Consider the following 15786-nt stretch of genomic DNA (forward strand, 5'->3'; position numbering starts at 1 on the left):
AGAGGCAGGAAGAAGGTACAGGGTCAGTGGCAGCTATACTGCCTGGTGCACAACATTGAGAAACTGGCGAATTATGGGCAGTTAGCGGCGTGACACGGGGATCAGAAGGCAGGAAATATAGCCGCTGGTTGCCAGCAGGACGGGCATTAACCTTATCAAATGCGCGAAATTGATGGCTGATCATCGGAATGGCGAGAATCGACTAGCTGGTGGCCGCTACAAGAATTTTAGGAATCAGGTGCTGGGAACGACTCGGAATCGGGTTTTTCTACGGCCTCGTTATGGCCACAAGGAGTTCAGTGAAATTTAAAGTTTTTTCGACGGTTTTCGTTTTTTTCTTAATGGTTCACTTGGTCGAGTTATTCGCAGAAACAGGCCGCAGTGCTCTTGAGGAAACGATGCAGGAACAGCTTCGCGAAAGGGTGCTTGGTTCAGAGCCACGGGATCTGAAAAACTGGAAGCCCATGTCGACAGAGCAGCTTCGAGAGCTGCTGAAAAATGACGACTTCCTAAAGAAATTTTCTTCTGAAAGACAAAAAACCCACGACAAATATAAATGGTATTTGTTGACAATCAGTGCAGTGGAGATTTTAGTGATGCTTTTGTTAGCTTTGGGGTGTAGCAAGTTCGTTATCGGTATCGTAAGGCGGCATGAGCAGCCTCTCGGTTAACGGAATTTACGAATGACAGATCAATGGATTCCTATCACCCCTAAAAACTGCACGCAGCTGCGCGGGCCGTTCTATCACGGCACTAAAGCCATGCTAGCTGTCGGAGATGTGATAAAGACCGGACATGTATCGCACTTCGAAGGCCGTGCTCTGAAGCATGTCTACTTCTCTGCCCTACTAGAGCCCGCTATCTGGGGAGCAGAACTTGCAACGTCGTTATCCCGCTTAGATGGCCGTGGCCACATCTATATAGTTCAACCAACTGGACCGTTTGAGGACGACCCAAATCTAACGAACAAGAGATTTCCAGGAAACCCCACCCAGTCCTATCGCACCAGCTACCCACTCAGAATCATGGAAATCGTCGAAGATTGGCAGGGACACTCCGCAGAAGTTCTGCAAGGAATGTTGGACTCTTTGGCAGACCTTAGGCGGCGCGGCTTAGCTTTTGTTGAGGAGTAGCGGTTTGCTGCCCAACTCAGACGTTATTCAGTCGAGAAGTGAGCCACCCCTGTCGAAAGTCGATGTTTGACTTCGACTACTAGGTGTCCCCCCACACTGAGGAGAAGCATGATGCAAACCAACCCGGTTGTTCACTTCGAAATCTACGTCACAGACATGGCGCGCGACACTGAAGGAAACCTGATCGAATTTCATTCGATGAAGTAATGCCTAAATGTTGGCATCAAGGAGAGAGTTCCATGCCCCCTATCATAACTGCCTTCGAGGAGTCGCCCGATCGCGGCCAGGGCCTGGCCCGCGACATGCCCGTGCGTTGGGCACTTGAAGAAGTTGGTCAACCTTATGACGTTCGTCTTGTGTCGTTCGGTTCGATGAAAGAACCTGCGCATCGTGCGCTTCATCCTTTTGGGCAAATTCCAACCTTTGAAGACGGTGATCTCGCCCTTTTCGAGTCAGGTGCGATAGTGCTCCACATCGCGGAGAGCTATACAGGTCTCTTGCCAGAAGATGCGAATGCTAAAGCGCGCGCAATCATGTGGATGTTCGCTGCGCTTAGCACGGTGGAGCCGCCGATTATTCAGCGTGAATTTTCTCACTATTTTGAACGCGACAAATCCTGGCATAAAGAGCGACTACCGATGGTCGAGAATCTCATTCGTAGTCGACTGGAAGACCTCTCACGTCGGCTTGGCGACGGTGATTGGCTCGATTGCGAAACGTTCAGCGCAGGTGATCTCCTGATGGTACAAGTACTGCGTAGGCTGAAGGGGACAAACTTGCTCAGGGAGTTTCCCGAACTCTCCGCTTATGTTGCCCGGGGCGAAGTACGGCCAGCCTTCAAGCGTGCTTTCGATGCTCAGTTGGCAATTTTCACTGGCAAGTCGCGTCATCGGGGTGAAGGAGATGCCTGCTCCGCAGGCGCCAGTCATATGCGGCGTTAGGCAACACAAGGTGAGTGCCTCGCGACTTGGGCTTCTGCCTTTGGAGTCAGACGGGTAGCGGCTCGTCACAAATCTAGAACGGAGGACACAATGGGACTCTTGATCTTCAGCATCAACGTCACCCTGGACGGCTGCGTTGACCACGAGGAAGGAATCGCTGACGACGAGACACACGCCTTCTTCACACGCCTCATGGACGAGAGCGGGGCCATGCTGTGGGGCCGGGTCACCTACGAGATGATGGAGGGCTACTGGCCAGCGGTCGCCCGCGGCGACGCGGAGGCACCGCCAGCGATGCGCGAGTGGGCGGCCAAGCTGGAGGCCAAACCGAAGTACGTGGCTTCGTCGACGCGAAAGGACTTCCCGTGGGCCAACAGCCACCTTATCTCCAGCGACCTGCGCACGGCCGTACAGAAGCTCAAAGACGGGACCCCGGACGGCGTGCTCCTCGGCAGCGGCAAGCTCGCGACCGAACTGGACCGGCTGGATCTGATCGACGAGTACCAGTTGCTTGTCCACCCCAGGATTGCCGGCCACGGCCCGACTCTGTACGAGAGCGGTCTGCCCAGCACGCGACGGCTCGAGTTGATCTCGGTGAAGCCGCTCCGCAATGGCGCGGTTGCCATACACTATCGACGCGCGCGCTGACTGGGAGATTATCGTGTCGCCTAACAAACTCAAGCAAACGGATGCTCACACCGGTTAATTTCGCGTTAACTACCCGAGTTACCCACCTACAGCAAACACCTTCTATAGTTAAACCAGCCCCGAACAGCGCATTTTCACAATGACTGTCGATTTATAAGCGCGCTGTCCGACAAGAGAGTACCACACCCGAATCTGAACAGGAGGTACGTCATGCAAGACTCAGCAACTCCCAGAATCGTTCGCCGTGATGAGTGGGAGCAGGCTCGCGCTGAACTGCTGGTCCAGGAAAAGGCCCACACAAATGCCGGCGATAAATTAGCTGCGGCTCGCAGACGTCTCCCGATGACGCCGATGGAGCCGGTCATGGTCGTGGGTCCGGAGGGCGCGGTTCCCCTGCTTGATGTGTTTGAAGGGCGGCGCATGTTAATTGTGTATCACTTCATGTGGAACCCGGGTGCGCCTCACGAAAAGCAGTGTGAAGGCTGCACGCACACTCAGGTGGCGATGAACTCGGTCGTCCGCGCGTACCTGGCAGAACGTGACGTCAGCTACGCCGTGTTCAGCAGCGGGCCGTGGGACGAGATCGCTGCCTACCGAGACTTCATGGGATGGACAACGCCATGGTACTCAACTTCCGACTCCTCGGACTTGCTGGCGACCCGGGACGGTGGCGACTTGCGCTGTTATCTGCGGGACGGCGATCAGGTGTACCAAACCTATGAAACGACGCAGCGTGGAATCGAAGCGATGATGCCCACGCTGCAGCTGCTCGATCTCACGCCTTACGGCAGGCAGGAGACGTGGGAGGAATCGCCCGACGGCTGGCCGCAGCAGGACCAGGCCGGCTCGTGGTGGCGGCGCGACGGCCGGCCAGTGGCTCAGTGGATACGTACCGATGAGGCGGCCGGACCAGGTACGAGTTGCTGCTCTCAAAACGGGGAACTGACGCCTAACCCATAGGAACCTTCTCACCCGGGCGCCTATACTGGATAGCAAACAACCAGAGAAGCGCCATGGAAAACAATACAACAAGCCTGAGCATGACCGTTCTGATGACGCCGGACAAAGCCAATTTCTCCGGCAATGTGCACGGAGGCACCCTGCTGAAGTACCTGGACGAAGTTGCCTATGCCTGTGCCAGCCGTTACGCGGGGACGTATGTCGTTACCCTGTCCGTCGACCAGGTGATGTTCCTCCAACCCATCCACGTGGGCGAGCTGGTCACCTTTCTGGCCAGTGTGAACTACACCGGCCGTACCTCAATGGAGATCGGCATCAAGGTGATCGCCGAGAACATCCGCGACAAGTTGGTTCGCCATAGCAACAGCTGCTTTTTTTCGATGGTGGCAGTTGATGACAGCGGCAAAGCCGTCGCTGTGCCCCAACTGGTTCCACGTACCGATGATCAGATCCGACGATTTGCCAACGGGAAGGAACGACGGGCCATTCGTGCCGAACTCGAGGAGCGCTATAAGGCGCTACATAAAAAATGAGCCCTTTTTCTTGGCGGCGGAAATCTCGTGATGGAGCTTGATCACTATGACAGACTACGAACTCTACTATTGGGACCTGCCCTTTCGCGGTAATTTTATCCAGCTTTTGCTGGAGGAGGTTCGGGCGGATTATCGGAAGCTGGATGCCAGCGGGGTCTATCCTGACAGCAACCTGAGCCTCCAATACCCAGGGATGGCACCACCGTATCTTTACGACTGCAGGGCCCAGCTCTGGTTCGCCCAGATGCCGGCCATTCTCATGCATCTGGCGAAGGCGTACCATTTTCTTCCCGACGGAGCTGACCAACAGACCCTGGCCCTGAAGGTGATTTTGGACTGCAATGATGTTCTCATGGAAATCACCAACCACAATGGCATGGTGATGTGGGAGAAGGACACATGGGAAGAGTTCCGGGCCCATCGTCTGGCCGACTGGATGACCATCTTTGAAAAGACGGGTCAGGCGCATTCCCTCAAGCCGGACACGGGCTATTTACTGGGCTCCAGGCTCACGGTGGCCGATATTGCGACGGCTGCCCTGTTCGGCGCCCTGGTCCACAGCTTTCCGGAACTCGCCAAGGATTTGGAACACCACGCCCCCAGAGTGGCGAACCTCTGCCAACGCATAGAAAGCCGCCCCTCTATAAGTGCTTTTCTGGACAATCAGCGGCGGGAATTGGGTAACGCCTACTGTGGTGGTCAGATTGAGCAGTCTTTGCGCGAGATACAGTATGCAGCAGGCAACGTTTGAGCATCAGTGCTTAAATGATACCTTTTAATGAAATCCGTCATCCAGACATCGGTTCGTCAACTATCGGAGGGCGCTATGGCAGGTGGATGGTCGCGAGATGGTGCTGTTCAGGACCAGATTGACGCAAGCGTTGAGGATGAGGTTCAGCGAGCCCGCAGCCAGCTGAACCAGGGCGAGAGCGCCACGGAATGCGAGGAATGTGACCGCCCTATTCCGGAGGCCCGCCGCAAAGCGATTCCAGGCGTCCGGCTTTGCGTCGAATGCCAGTCCGCTCTGGAAAAACAGGAAACGAGATCAGGCAGCATCAATCGCCGGGGCAGCAAAGACAGCCAATTGCGTTAGCCCGATACCCCCGCGCTGCTGCGTCTTCATCGCCACAATGCCTTTGAAACTACACAAGAAGATGCCACCACTATGACGAAATCCAGACAGGTCACCGGCCTTTCGCCCGACCACCTTACGAACATCGAAGATCACCTTGACCGTCGATACCTCCAGCCGGGGAAGCTGCCCGGCACACTGACTCTGGTCGCCCGGCGTGGGGAAATTGCCTATCTGAAAGCTCAGGGGCTGATGGATGTGGAGCGCAACAAGCCGGTCTGCCGGGATACGGTTTTCCGCGTTTATTCCATGACCAAGCCGATTACGTCTATCGCCATGATGCAGCTCTATGAGCAGGGGCGTTTTTTGCTGGATGATCCGGTACACAAGTATATTCCGGCCTGGAAGAACCTGCGGGTTTACCAGAGCGGTGTCTACCCCAACTTCCTGACCGCACCTGCAAGCAGCACCATGACCATTCGCGACCTGTTTACCCATATGTCAGGCCTGACCTACGGGTTCATGAACCGCACCAACGTTGACGCCGCCTACCGGGAGCTGAAGCTGGATGGCAGCCGCAATCTGACACTGGAAGCCCTGGTCAGTCATCTCGCGGAACTGCCCCTGGAGTTCTCACCGGGCACGGCCTGGAACTATTCGGTCAGCACGGATGTGCTTGGGTATCTGGTGCAGTTGCTGGCAGATAAGCCGTTTGATGAGTATCTGCGCGAGCATATCTTTGAACCTTTGGCCATGGACGACACCGGCTTTCATGTTCGTGACGATCAACTTGACCGTTTCGCCGCCTGCTATCAGTACGATCCTGTCGATCAGTTCAAACTGCAGGACGATCCGCAGACGTCCCCTTTCAGGGACAAAAGGAGGCTTTTATCGGGTGGCGGCGGGCTGGTTTCCACCATTGACGATTATTTCCACTTTGCCCAGGCCCTCAGTCAGGGCGGCGAATTTGGCGGGCGGCGGATTATTGGCCGAAAGACTCTGGAATTCATGCGTCGCAATCATCTCCCCGACAATCAGGACCTGCCCGGCCTCTCTGTTGGTGCGTTCAGCGAAACGCCTTATGCCGGGAGTGGCTTCGGCCTGGGCTTTTCGGTAAAAACTGATGTCGCCAAATCCCATGTCAACGGGTCGGTCGGCGAGTATGGTTGGGGTGGCCTGGCGAGTACCAACTTCTTTATCGATCCTGTGGAGGAACTGGTGGTGATCTTCATGACGCAACTGATCCCCTCATCGACCTACCCGCTACGTCAGGAGTTGCGGGCTATTGTTAATGGGGCGTTGGTTTAGGGGTTCCTAACGCGATGCAGAACAGTGCGGCTTCGCCTCCATTCCCAAGCCACCCATGCTGCGGACGTTGAGATCTCAGATCTTCGTTAAAGCGAATTGGTGAGTCTGTTCCGGAAGGGGAATTACAGCAGCTGGGGATTGGCGACCAACCGTGGTTGAAAGAAGCGGCCATCGTCATCGGGGTTACAGCAGAATTTGATGAGGCGGTTCAGCACTTTGAAGCTCAGCCTCCCCACCGAGAGCGCGGTGCTCGTTATGTTTATATGGAAACTGGCGCTTTAGCACAAAATGTCCATCTCCAGAGTTCTGCTCTCGGAGTCGGTTGTGTTCTAGTGGCAGGTTTCAATGATTCAAAGGTAAAAGAAGCATTGAGGTTGCCTTCTGACCTTGAGCCTACTGCGTTGCTGTGTATCGGGCAGCCGCGGGTTGTCTAGTAGTGAAAAATGTTCTCTATAGTTCTGTCTTTAATCATCATCACCATTCCTCTGTGGGCCTGTGCCATCTACGTTCGCCTTGTGCTTCAAGATGATCTGGCGTATTTCTTTGAGAGCTGGCAGCCTAAAGCCGCACTGCTGGTTTTTGCTTCGATAATATTCGTTATCTACTTCATGCCACTGTTTCTGGATGCTCAGATAGCTGTTGCTATCAGTGGCCGAGCGTCGAGATTATTTTCATTGGTGCCCAGTTTTGGCGCAGCAATGGTAATTTTCCCCGAAGTATTCGGTGCACGCAGTTTTTCGACAACCTGTTGGACCCGCTGGACTATACTTGACCTATATGAATCGCCAAATCCCTCTGAACTATGCCCGTTGACCTGAACGCGCTTTTCCCCAAGCTGACCAATTTGTTGCTGGACGCTGTCTTCGTGGTCGATCAGGACGACCAGATCGTCTTTGTGAGCAATGCGTGTGAAGCATTGCTCGGGTATCGTGCTGATGAGCTGGTGGGCACGCCGATCACCGACTATGTGCATCCCGATGATCTGGAAGCCACACGAGCGTCCATTGTTCGAGTTATAAACGGTCAGCCCCACAACGACTTCTGTAACCGTTATATCCACAGAGATGGCGCTATTGTATACATCCTCTGGTCTGCCCGTTTATCCGCAGAGGACGGTGTGCGGATCGGTGTAGCGCGGGATGTGACGGCCCTGAGGCTGGCCGAGGAGAAACTGCGTTTCCTCGCCCATCACGACCCGTTGACAGGGCTTACCAACCGATCGTTGTTCCATGATCGACTCGAATCGGCCATGCGCACAGCCCATCGTCACCAGAGCAGCCTGGCCTTGCTGTTTCTGGATCTCAATGACTTCAAAGACATCAATGATACCCATGGACATGCCATGGGTGATCGAGTGCTCTGCATGATTGCCGGACGGCTGGAAGGCTGCGTTCGAGAGACGGACACGGTGGCCCGTATGGGCGGCGACGAATTCACTGTGCTGTTGACGGACATCCAGTCGGCGGAAGCTGTTTCCAAAAAGGTCGAGGAAATTATCGCAGCCGTGACCGCGCCCCTGGGTTCCGAATTCGGCAATATCAAAACGCCGTCCTGCAGTATCGGCGTGGCCTGTTATCCAGCGGACGGGGAGGACGCTGACACCCTGTTAAAACATGCTGATGACAACATGTACCGGCTGAAACGGCGCCGTACGTAATCCTGGGAGACGAGCTGCACCGGAATTGCAAGACTCTGAGCCATTGGTTGAACCTTGTGACGAGATAAAGAATGATTGACCGCAGATATCACAGAATCGTATTTTCGTTTTTCATGTTGCATTTGCCGTCGCCTTTCCCACCATAATTCTGGTGTCGCCAATCGTTCACAAGTTGGTCAGCCTGACTTTGAAGGAAGAGGCCTGATGCCGGGTCAAATACTTGGAGGTCTCATGGGATTTACGTCGAAATACACAGCCGAAGGCAGCGGAAGTGGATCTGATCAGTTACGAATCCGATTCATAGGCACGTTTCCATGCTTGAAAAACGCATTCCTCCCCTGCTTCTTGTGCTGATCGTCGGCGCTGCCATGTGGGGAGTTTCGGTTCCGACTTCACCTGTGCCAGTGGACGACACCACCCGCAGAGTCGTCGCGGGCGTGATTTTCCTTGTTGGCATCCTGTTTCCTGTGGCTGGTGTGGTGGCTTTTCGGCGCGCAAGAACCACTGTAGACCCTCGCACGCCGGAGGCCAGTTCGGTGTTGGTCAGCTCGGGTATTTACCGGTATTCCCGCAACCCGATGTATGTGGGATTCGCGCTCGGGTTACTGGCCTGGGGTATATATTTGGGGCCGGCCTGGGAGTTAATCGGGGTGGTGTTTTTTGTGCTGTATATGAACCACTTCCAGATTGGTCCTGAGGAGCGGGCCCTTCGAGCGTTGTTCGGTGACGAATTCCGGGCCTATGAGCAGCAAGTTCGCCGCTGGCTTTAGAAGGACGGGGTTAGTTCATTTTTTGACCGGAGACAAACATGGATTTCAATTGGGGCCTTATCGGGCCAGGACGGATCGCAGAAAAGTTTGCCGGGGCAATGAAAGCCGAAGGGGTGGGCACGCTCAAAGCTGTCGCCAGTCGTAACGCTGACCGTGCTTACGCGTTTGCCGACCACTATCAGATCGAAACCGTCTACAACAACTACGCACAGCTGTACCAGGATGACAGCCTGGATGCCATCTACATTGCCACCCCGCATAACTTCCATCTCGAGCAGGCGCTGGAAGCGATAGCCTTCGGAAAGCACCTTCTGGTCGAAAAGCCTCTCACGGTCACCGCAGCCGATTCCGAGCGTCTGTTCGCGGCTGCCAGGGCGAAGCAAGTGTTTGTGATGGAGGCGATGTGGTCTCTGTTCCTGCCGGTCTATCAACAGGCCAACGCCTGGGTCGGGCAAGAAAAAATTGGCGAGATCAGTGGCCTCCGGTCCTCCTTTGGCTTTGTGGTGCCGCGCAAGCCCCACGACCGTCTTCTGAACCCTGAGCTGGCCGGGGGTGTTTTGCTGGATATGGGGATCTACACCGTCGCCACGTCACAATGGTTCATGCAGACTGATCCCGATGACATCGTTTCCCAGGTTCACATTGGATCAACCGGGGTTGACGAAACCTGTGCAATCCAGCTGCATTATCCCGATGCCAGGGTCAGCCAGTTGTTATGCAGCTTTGAAAACAGATACGACAACGAACTGACGGTGTTTGGTAACAAAGGGCGTATCGCTATTCACAGCAACTTCTGGCAGTCGGAAAAGATCAGCCTGGTTGGCAATGACAATAGCGTTCAGACCGTGAACTGTCCGTTCGACGTCAACGGCTTTGAGTACCAGATCCGGCATGTGGTCAGGTGCATTTCAGAGGGAAAGACTCAGAGCGACGTTATGCCCCATGAACGCACCCTTGCCAGCCAGCGGATCATGGACCAGGTACGTCGGGATGCAGGCTTGCTCAACAGCAGTCATCGCAAAGATTAGCGGGCCCGCCCGTTCATCTGAGCAGCCTCGGGCGCTTGCGCTTCATCTGCCAGCGCCAGAGCCATTCCAGGGGCCCCTGGGTGAATATCCGGAGCCAGACAGCGCTGAAGATCATCTGGAGGACGAAGAACGCCACTGAATACAGCATCAGTGCGGCAAGGGACAACGAGGCAAAACGGTCGCCCCACATGCCATAGAATATGCAGATGGAGACGGCGGACTGCAGAATGTAGTTCGTAAGCGCCATACGGCCCGTCGGGGCAAGGGCCGAGCGAACCGCTCCGGTCAGGACCCCCCTCCCCCTCCACCAAAGCAGAAGAACGGCTCCATACCCCATGGCAAGCATTGGCGGAGAACCTACCCGCCCCACCAAGCTTACAAGACTTTCCTCTGCCAGTTTTACCTCGGCGATAGCCAGTGTTATACCGCCCACCAGGCCCGCGAGTGCCACCACAATCAATAGCCGGCCATGCCCGGAATCGGGCTCTGCCAGGTGCAGGCGCGCAGCAGCGGCGCCGAAAAGAAACATCGCCATCACCCGCAGAGGGCGCAGGTGTTCAATTCGATCCAGAAACACGCTGACACTGAGATAGGCGTTGGCTTCCACGACCTCAAGGTAACTCCCTCCGCTCAGTGCGGGAACGTTCTCCTGCAGCAGGCTAAGCGAAAGACTGCTCAGATCCGTCAACCGCCCGAACGAGAGTGCCACGCCCGTCAGTACCAGCAGTGCGGCGCCCCAGAGAGCCAGTGTTTGGGCACGAACATTGAGGAAGGCTCCCAGGAACATCCCCATAACCCCGTACAGCATGAGGATGTCCCATGGAGACAGGAACAGGGAATGGGCCGCACCAATTACCAGAAGTCCCAACATCCGCCTCAAATGGTAGCGGGCCGGCCCGTGCTGCACCCGTTCAGCCAACATCATGAAGCTGTAACCAAAAAGCAGAGAGAACAGGCTATAGAATTTGGCTCGTACCAGGATGTCCAGCCAGGTGGCTATGGGTTCGTCCCATTGGGACCAGGTTAATGCCTGCCTGGTTTCGGGGGCAACGAACCCCCACCCGGAAAACACCTGAATATTGATCAGCAGAATACCGAAGATGGCGAACCCCCGAAGCGCGTCCAGACTGTCGATACGTTCACCTTTGCTCGCCATTTGGGTTCCTCCTTGAGCCGTCGGTCGGCCTATCACTTTTAGCTGTTTTAACCGGATACCGCCAGAAGACTACCGGATTGTAACCGTCGATTCGTTGACAGCCCTCGGAACGGGGGATCAGCATGTGACTCATAAGCCTCCTATCCGGCGCAAACAAGGGAGACCTCATGAATCTGCAACCTTTCTTCCGGTGCAGCGGCGCGGCACTGGTAGCCCTGTTGGTTTTCAGCTTGGGGGCGGTTGCCCAAGCTGATGACTGGCGCTCGGCTCTGCAGAAAGAGATCGAACGCATTGACGAGTCCTTTCCCGGTGATCTGGGGGTCTACGTCCGCCATCTGGGCACAGGGGTCAAGGTTGCCCACAACACGGAACAGGACTGGTATCTGGCGTCAACAACCAAACTCCCGCTGGCCATCGTGTTGATGCAAAAAGCCGAGAACCAGGGCCTTGATCTCGAGCAAAAACTCACGCTCCGTGACGCGGATTATGTGGATGGCACGGGAGATCTGCTATGGGTGGACCCCGGTGCCCGGTACAGCCTCGAAGAGCTCAACAGACGGTCGATTGTTGATAGCGACAGTACGGCAACGGACATGCTGATCCGTTTTGTGGGTGAGGACTCTCTCAACGAGGAGGTGAAACGTTTAGTGCCCGAGGGGCTGGGGCCGATCACCACTATTCTGCAGGTGCGCTATGACGCTTACAGCGAAGTTCACCCCAGCGTTTCGGTGCTGACTAATCGTGACTTCATCGAACTTAAAACGGCAAATACCTACAGGGCGCGATACGACATGTTGCTGGAAAAACTGGACATTTCCGCAAGCGAGGCCAATGCCGGCAGCGTGCGCGAAGCCTTTGAGCGCTATTACCAACGGGGGATCAACTCGGGCAGCCTCAAGGCCTACGGCGTATTGATGGAACAGCTGGCCCGAGGCGAACTTTTGGATGAAGCGCACACGGAGCAATTGCTGGGCTATCTTTCCGAGATCACCACCGGGGACCACCGCATTGCGGGGGGACTGCCCGCCGGCACCCCTTTTGCCCACAAAACCGGCACACAGGTGGCACGCTCCTGTGATATTGGCCTGCTTACCCCCCAGGTGCCGGATGAAGCTGTTATCATCGCAGTTTGTGCCCGCGATTATGCGGCTCTGTCCGAAGCAGAAAAGGCTTACCAGGCTATCGGCAGAGCACTGCATGAATCGGGGCTGACTGGAATGACAGATTGAGCAGGTTTAAAACCCAGGGCAGAGTCCATGCGAAAGAACATTCTGATTACCGGTGCCAGCACCGGCCTCGGTGAAGGTATGGCCCGAGAATGGGCCGCCAAAGGCTGTAATCTGGCGCTTTGCGCGCGGCGGGCGGATAAGCTGGAGGCGCTGCAGCGGGAATTGCAGCAGGCCTACCCTGACATCCGGGTGCTGGTCCGCAGCCTGGATGTGTGCGACTACGAACAGGTATTCGAGGTCTTCCGCGGCTTTCGGGATGAGCTCGGCAGTCTCGACCGTGTGGTTGTGAACGCCGGCATAGGCAGTTCCCAGCCGATTGGGCGCGGCCATTTTGCGGCCAACCGCCAGACGGCAGAAACCAACTTTATCGCCGCCATTGCCCAGAGCGAGGCGGCCATGGAGATTTTCCGGGAACAGAATAGCGGGCACCTGGTGCTGATGTCATCGGTCAGCGGCGTTCGCGGTTTCCGTGGGCCGATTAACGTGTACGCCGCCACCAAGGCCGCCGTGGCTGCATTGGCAGAAGGCCTGCAACTGGACACCAGGGGCAAGCCCATTAACGTCAGCAACATCATGCCCGGCTACATTCTTACGGACATCAACCGCGACACGAAGAATGCGCCCTTCCGGGTGGATCTGGAAACCGGCGTGAAGGCACTGGTGAAGGCCATCGAGTCCGAAAAACGCCGCGCCTACGTGCCGTGGTGGCCGTGGACGCCGCTCAGTTATGTGCTTAAGGCTCTGCCCTTCGGGTTGTTTGCCAGGGCGATGTGACTGACTTTACCGCAAAGCTTAGGCGCGCACCTTCAGGTAAATGACGGTTCACATTTCTTCATGGACCTGGCCATAGGCCAGCATCGCGAACAAACCGGTACCACCGATAATGTTGCCGATGAGTACCGGGGAAATATGGTAGATCAAGGCGGTAAAAAAATTCATTTCCCCATTGAGCACCAACGTGAAAATTTCGTTTGACCCGGCAATCACGTGGGTAAAGCCACCTGCTGCAATCAGCCAGGTAAACAGGACGATTACCAGCACTTCCGACCTCTTCGCCGAAGGCAGCATCCACACCAGAGCGGCTATGAAAAAGCCGGATGGAATACCGCGCAAAAGTGTCTCGGCCGGGGTCAGCGTTGCCAGGTGGCGCGATATGTCCAGGATCGCCGTGAGGGTCTCGACGGTAAGGATACCCCCATGGACGCTGATGGCGGCGGTAACAAACGTGCCAAACAAATTTGCCGCAAGCACAATGCCCCAAAGGCGCCCGGTGCGATAGAACCGGTTGCGCGAAGGCTGCGCCAGAACCGGCAATACAACGGTGATGGTATTCTCGGTGAACAGTTGCAGCCGGCACAGGATCACTAGGACAAACCCGAATGAGTAACCAAGGCTTTCAATCAACGTAAGATAGGGGTGAGTTGAGCCCAGATTGGAGCGGATAATTCCCTCCACGAGGACCGAAGTCGATATTCCGATACCCGCTGCCACACCGGACCACCAGAGGGAGGTTATCGGGCGTTGTAGCTCATCTTCGCCCTCACGATGGATGATGGAGTAGAGAGTCAGTGAAGTCAGGCCGCCATGTTCGGCAACGGTATCACGCTCTTTTGGAGTCAGTGACTTTTCACTGGGCGTCGGTGTCTGTTCGCGGGATTCGCGATCCTCGGCCTTGGCGCGGGACTCTTGCTCGTCTGCGGCTTCCTTTGCCTTCTTTTCGGAGGAGGTATCCTGGTTGGCTTCCCTGTCACTCATTCAGCTGTCCTTTCGCAATCCAGAAACGTTTACGTTGCTGCAAGAGTGAGCCCGCTGGAAAATCGTGTTCGTTGCCTATGATGATAGCTTAGATACTGAATTCGGACACAACACCTTCCACTGGTCTATTCTGTAGTTGTGGATACCAGAGAAGGTGGAGTCCGTGGTCAGGGAAAGCTGAATCTATGATTTTCAATCAACCCGGGCACCGTCATTACGACGTTATTATCCTCGGTAGCGGTCCCGCAGGCATCACCACGGCACTCGAGTTGTCCAAAGATCCTTCCCTTGCCATTGCCGTCATCGAGAGCGGAGTGCTGGAACCACACCCGACCATACAGGCCCTGGCCGGCGTCCAGTTACATGGCGATTTGCCAGATGATTACTTCCCGATGCACACACAACGTTGCTTTGGCGGTAGCTCCACCATCTGGGGCGGGTACTGTGCTGTGCTGGAGAAGAGAGCCTTCACGGATCAAGCGTGGCCTATCCCCTACCAGGAAATAAACCGTTGGTATCCCGCTGCCGCCCGCATTCTCGAGCTGCCAGACGACGCCTTTCGCCAACCGACGGTTGCCATTGAGGGAACATCAGAGTTGGTTTACAAGCCCTTCTACGTGAGCCCGCCGGTCCGGTTTAATAAAAAGTACCATTCGTTTTTCCAGCACCATTCACGCGTTGACCTGATACTTGGCACCACCGGGTTTCGTCTGTTAACGCAGAAGCGCACCGTCACCGCTCTGGAACTGCGAGACTCACTGGCACCCCGGCGCTCACCCACGTTCGTGTCGGCTGACACCTTTGTGCTTGCCTGTGGAGGGATTGGCAACCCGCGTATGCTGCAGCTTTCTGGCATTGTTGACCAGATGCCCGTCGGGCGGGGGCTGATGGAACATCCACACCTCTACGCCGTGGCGGAGATGTATCTGGACCGGGGACGGCTCCCGGTGGGCGCTGAAGAAGATCCGTACGTGGTACACGCACTACAGTTGTCAGACAGCTATTGCGTCGAGAACGGAGTGCTGTCTTTCAGCGCTGATTTCAATCAGCGGCAGATGACCCCTACCGCGCTCCTCGGCAAGCGGCGCGAAATGCTTTATACCCCGGTCACCATTCGGGCCGAGATTGCTCCGGATTTCAGGAATTCCGTACGAGACAGCGACCAGCGCAATTACCTTGGAGCCCTCTTGCCACGGGTTGATTTCCACTACCGTTACCGTCATCTGGCGCGTGAGAGCTGGGACCTGTTCGGCAAGGCACTGTTGCGCTCGGGATTGGGACGCCCCTCTGTCCTGCAACCCGAATTCAAACTGCATGATGGCGGCCACCTGATGGGTACAACCCGCATGGGGCTCTCGGCGGCCGATTCCGTAGTCGACAGCAACTGCCGCGTGCACACGACCGATAACCTCTATGTGGCGGGGTCGTCGGTTTTTCCAGCCGGTGGTGCCTCTAACCCAACCTTGTATCTGTCCAGTGACATTGGTTAGCTACCAATGATCACACGCAGAGGCGGTAAGTTGCATCCAACCTGAGGGCTCGACCCTGTTTCGTAGATGACACCCGCCTCTGCATTCTTCTCGAAAGACTGAATGG

At 55.8% G+C, this 15786-nt stretch carries 19 protein-coding genes; 17 read left to right on the top strand and 2 right to left on the bottom strand.

Annotation, left to right across the window (positions count from 1 at the left end):
• Window positions 1-299: 299 nt before the first annotated feature.
• The 14 genes from ABJM11_RS14145 (at window position 300) to ABJM11_RS14200 (ending at window position 10050) form a co-directional block, all read left to right on the top strand.
• Window positions 300-671, top strand: coding sequence for a hypothetical protein (locus ABJM11_RS14145; RefSeq protein WP_348295993.1), 372 nt, complete (start codon window positions 300-302; stop codon window positions 669-671).
• Window positions 672-683: 12 nt separating this feature from the next.
• On the top strand, window positions 684-1133 hold the full coding sequence (gene arr / locus ABJM11_RS14150) for an NAD(+)--rifampin ADP-ribosyltransferase (RefSeq protein WP_348295994.1): 450 nt from the start codon (window positions 684-686) through the stop codon (window positions 1131-1133).
• Between the two features lie 239 nt (window positions 1134-1372).
• The gene (locus ABJM11_RS14155) at window positions 1373-2074 is read left to right on the top strand and encodes a glutathione S-transferase family protein (RefSeq protein WP_348295995.1); all 702 of its coding nucleotides are present in this window, start codon (window positions 1373-1375) and stop codon (window positions 2072-2074) included.
• A 90-nt stretch (window positions 2075-2164) separates the two neighbouring features.
• Window positions 2165-2722: a dihydrofolate reductase family protein gene (locus ABJM11_RS14160; RefSeq protein ID WP_348295996.1), complete on the top strand. Its 558-nt coding sequence runs from the start codon at window positions 2165-2167 to the stop codon at window positions 2720-2722.
• A gap of 210 nt (window positions 2723-2932) precedes the next feature.
• A complete protein-coding gene (locus tag ABJM11_RS14165; protein WP_348295997.1) occupies window positions 2933-3682 on the top strand; it encodes a DUF899 family protein in 750 nt (249 codons plus the stop codon).
• Window positions 3683-3735: 53 nt separating this feature from the next.
• Window positions 3736-4215 carry an acyl-CoA thioesterase gene (locus ABJM11_RS14170; RefSeq protein ID WP_348295998.1) on the top strand — a complete coding sequence of 160 codons (480 nt, stop codon included), beginning with the start codon at window positions 3736-3738 and terminating at the stop codon, window positions 4213-4215.
• Between the two features lie 46 nt (window positions 4216-4261).
• Window positions 4262-4966 (top strand): glutathione S-transferase family protein, encoded by a 705-nt coding sequence (locus tag ABJM11_RS14175; RefSeq protein WP_348295999.1) that lies wholly within the window; start codon window positions 4262-4264, stop codon window positions 4964-4966.
• 75 nt (window positions 4967-5041) lie between these two features.
• Window positions 5042-5308, top strand: a complete 267-nt coding sequence (locus ABJM11_RS14180; RefSeq protein ID WP_348296000.1) for a DksA/TraR family C4-type zinc finger protein — start codon at window positions 5042-5044, stop codon at window positions 5306-5308.
• A gap of 72 nt (window positions 5309-5380) precedes the next feature.
• A complete protein-coding gene (locus ABJM11_RS14185; protein ID WP_348296001.1) occupies window positions 5381-6595 on the top strand; it encodes a serine hydrolase domain-containing protein in 1215 nt (404 codons plus the stop codon).
• A gap of 137 nt (window positions 6596-6732) precedes the next feature.
• Window positions 6733-7029 carry a nitroreductase family protein gene (locus ABJM11_RS22520; protein WP_348426643.1) on the top strand — a complete coding sequence of 99 codons (297 nt, stop codon included), beginning with the start codon at window positions 6733-6735 and terminating at the stop codon, window positions 7027-7029.
• 368 nt (window positions 7030-7397) lie between these two features.
• Window positions 7398-8252: a sensor domain-containing diguanylate cyclase gene (locus tag ABJM11_RS14190; protein ID WP_348296002.1), complete on the top strand. Its 855-nt coding sequence runs from the start codon at window positions 7398-7400 to the stop codon at window positions 8250-8252.
• 142 nt (window positions 8253-8394) lie between these two features.
• Window positions 8395-8457 (top strand): hypothetical protein, encoded by a 63-nt coding sequence (locus ABJM11_RS22525; RefSeq protein WP_407070001.1) that lies wholly within the window; start codon window positions 8395-8397, stop codon window positions 8455-8457.
• 109 nt (window positions 8458-8566) lie between these two features.
• Entirely contained in the window at window positions 8567-9022 is a 456-nt protein-coding gene (locus ABJM11_RS14195; protein WP_407070000.1) for a methyltransferase family protein, read from the top strand.
• A gap of 38 nt (window positions 9023-9060) precedes the next feature.
• Window positions 9061-10050: a Gfo/Idh/MocA family oxidoreductase gene (locus tag ABJM11_RS14200; protein ID WP_348296003.1), complete on the top strand. Its 990-nt coding sequence runs from the start codon at window positions 9061-9063 to the stop codon at window positions 10048-10050.
• A gap of 13 nt (window positions 10051-10063) precedes the next feature.
• Here ABJM11_RS14200 and ABJM11_RS14205 read toward each other — a convergent pair whose 3' ends face one another.
• Window positions 10064-11206 (bottom strand): DUF418 domain-containing protein, encoded by a 1143-nt coding sequence (locus ABJM11_RS14205; RefSeq protein WP_348296004.1) that lies wholly within the window; start codon window positions 11204-11206, stop codon window positions 10064-10066.
• A 167-nt stretch (window positions 11207-11373) separates the two neighbouring features.
• Between ABJM11_RS14205 and ABJM11_RS14210 the strand changes: the two genes are divergently transcribed.
• Together ABJM11_RS14210 and ABJM11_RS14215 are read left to right on the top strand one after the other, a co-directional pair.
• On the top strand, window positions 11374-12435 hold the full coding sequence (locus ABJM11_RS14210; protein WP_348296005.1) for a serine hydrolase: 1062 nt from the start codon (window positions 11374-11376) through the stop codon (window positions 12433-12435).
• 27 nt (window positions 12436-12462) lie between these two features.
• A complete protein-coding gene (locus ABJM11_RS14215) occupies window positions 12463-13209 on the top strand; it encodes an SDR family oxidoreductase (protein WP_348296006.1) in 747 nt (248 codons plus the stop codon).
• Between the two features lie 48 nt (window positions 13210-13257).
• Here ABJM11_RS14215 and ABJM11_RS14220 read toward each other — a convergent pair whose 3' ends face one another.
• Complete coding sequence (locus ABJM11_RS14220; protein WP_348296007.1) at window positions 13258-14190, bottom strand: formate/nitrite transporter family protein; 933 nt, start codon at window positions 14188-14190, stop codon at window positions 13258-13260.
• Between the two features lie 185 nt (window positions 14191-14375).
• On the opposite strand from ABJM11_RS14220, the gene ABJM11_RS14225 reads away from it, so the two are divergent.
• On the top strand, window positions 14376-15680 hold the full coding sequence (locus tag ABJM11_RS14225; protein WP_348296008.1) for a GMC oxidoreductase: 1305 nt from the start codon (window positions 14376-14378) through the stop codon (window positions 15678-15680).
• Window positions 15681-15786 lie beyond the last annotated feature (106 nt).

This window comes from Marinobacter sp., assembly GCF_039977835.1.
Lineage (GTDB): Bacteria > Pseudomonadota > Gammaproteobacteria > Pseudomonadales > Oleiphilaceae > Marinobacter.

Excerpts from the sequence above, each read along its gene's own strand:
- arr (WP_348295994.1), top strand. The coding sequence starts at position 684 with ATGACAGATCAATGGATTCCTATCACCCCTAAAAACTGCACGCAGCTG.
- ABJM11_RS14155 (WP_348295995.1), top strand. The coding sequence starts at position 1,373 with ATGCCCCCTATCATAACTGCCTTCGAGGAGTCGCCCGATCGCGGCCAG.
- ABJM11_RS14160 (WP_348295996.1), top strand. The coding sequence starts at position 2,165 with ATGGGACTCTTGATCTTCAGCATCAACGTCACCCTGGACGGCTGCGTT.
- ABJM11_RS14165 (WP_348295997.1), top strand. The coding sequence starts at position 2,933 with ATGCAAGACTCAGCAACTCCCAGAATCGTTCGCCGTGATGAGTGGGAG.
- ABJM11_RS14170 (WP_348295998.1), top strand. The coding sequence starts at position 3,736 with ATGGAAAACAATACAACAAGCCTGAGCATGACCGTTCTGATGACGCCG.
- ABJM11_RS14175 (WP_348295999.1), top strand. The coding sequence starts at position 4,262 with ATGACAGACTACGAACTCTACTATTGGGACCTGCCCTTTCGCGGTAAT.
- ABJM11_RS14180 (WP_348296000.1), top strand. The coding sequence starts at position 5,042 with ATGGCAGGTGGATGGTCGCGAGATGGTGCTGTTCAGGACCAGATTGAC.
- ABJM11_RS14185 (WP_348296001.1), top strand. The coding sequence starts at position 5,381 with ATGACGAAATCCAGACAGGTCACCGGCCTTTCGCCCGACCACCTTACG.
- ABJM11_RS14190 (WP_348296002.1), top strand. The coding sequence starts at position 7,398 with ATGCCCGTTGACCTGAACGCGCTTTTCCCCAAGCTGACCAATTTGTTG.
- ABJM11_RS14195 (WP_407070000.1), top strand. The coding sequence starts at position 8,567 with ATGCTTGAAAAACGCATTCCTCCCCTGCTTCTTGTGCTGATCGTCGGC.
- ABJM11_RS14200 (WP_348296003.1), top strand. The coding sequence starts at position 9,061 with ATGGATTTCAATTGGGGCCTTATCGGGCCAGGACGGATCGCAGAAAAG.
- ABJM11_RS14205 (WP_348296004.1), bottom strand. The coding sequence starts at position 11,206 with ATGGCGAGCAAAGGTGAACGTATCGACAGTCTGGACGCGCTTCGGGGG.
- ABJM11_RS14210 (WP_348296005.1), top strand. The coding sequence starts at position 11,374 with ATGAATCTGCAACCTTTCTTCCGGTGCAGCGGCGCGGCACTGGTAGCC.
- ABJM11_RS14215 (WP_348296006.1), top strand. The coding sequence starts at position 12,463 with ATGCGAAAGAACATTCTGATTACCGGTGCCAGCACCGGCCTCGGTGAA.
- ABJM11_RS14220 (WP_348296007.1), bottom strand. The coding sequence starts at position 14,190 with ATGAGTGACAGGGAAGCCAACCAGGATACCTCCTCCGAAAAGAAGGCA.
- ABJM11_RS14225 (WP_348296008.1), top strand. The coding sequence starts at position 14,376 with ATGATTTTCAATCAACCCGGGCACCGTCATTACGACGTTATTATCCTC.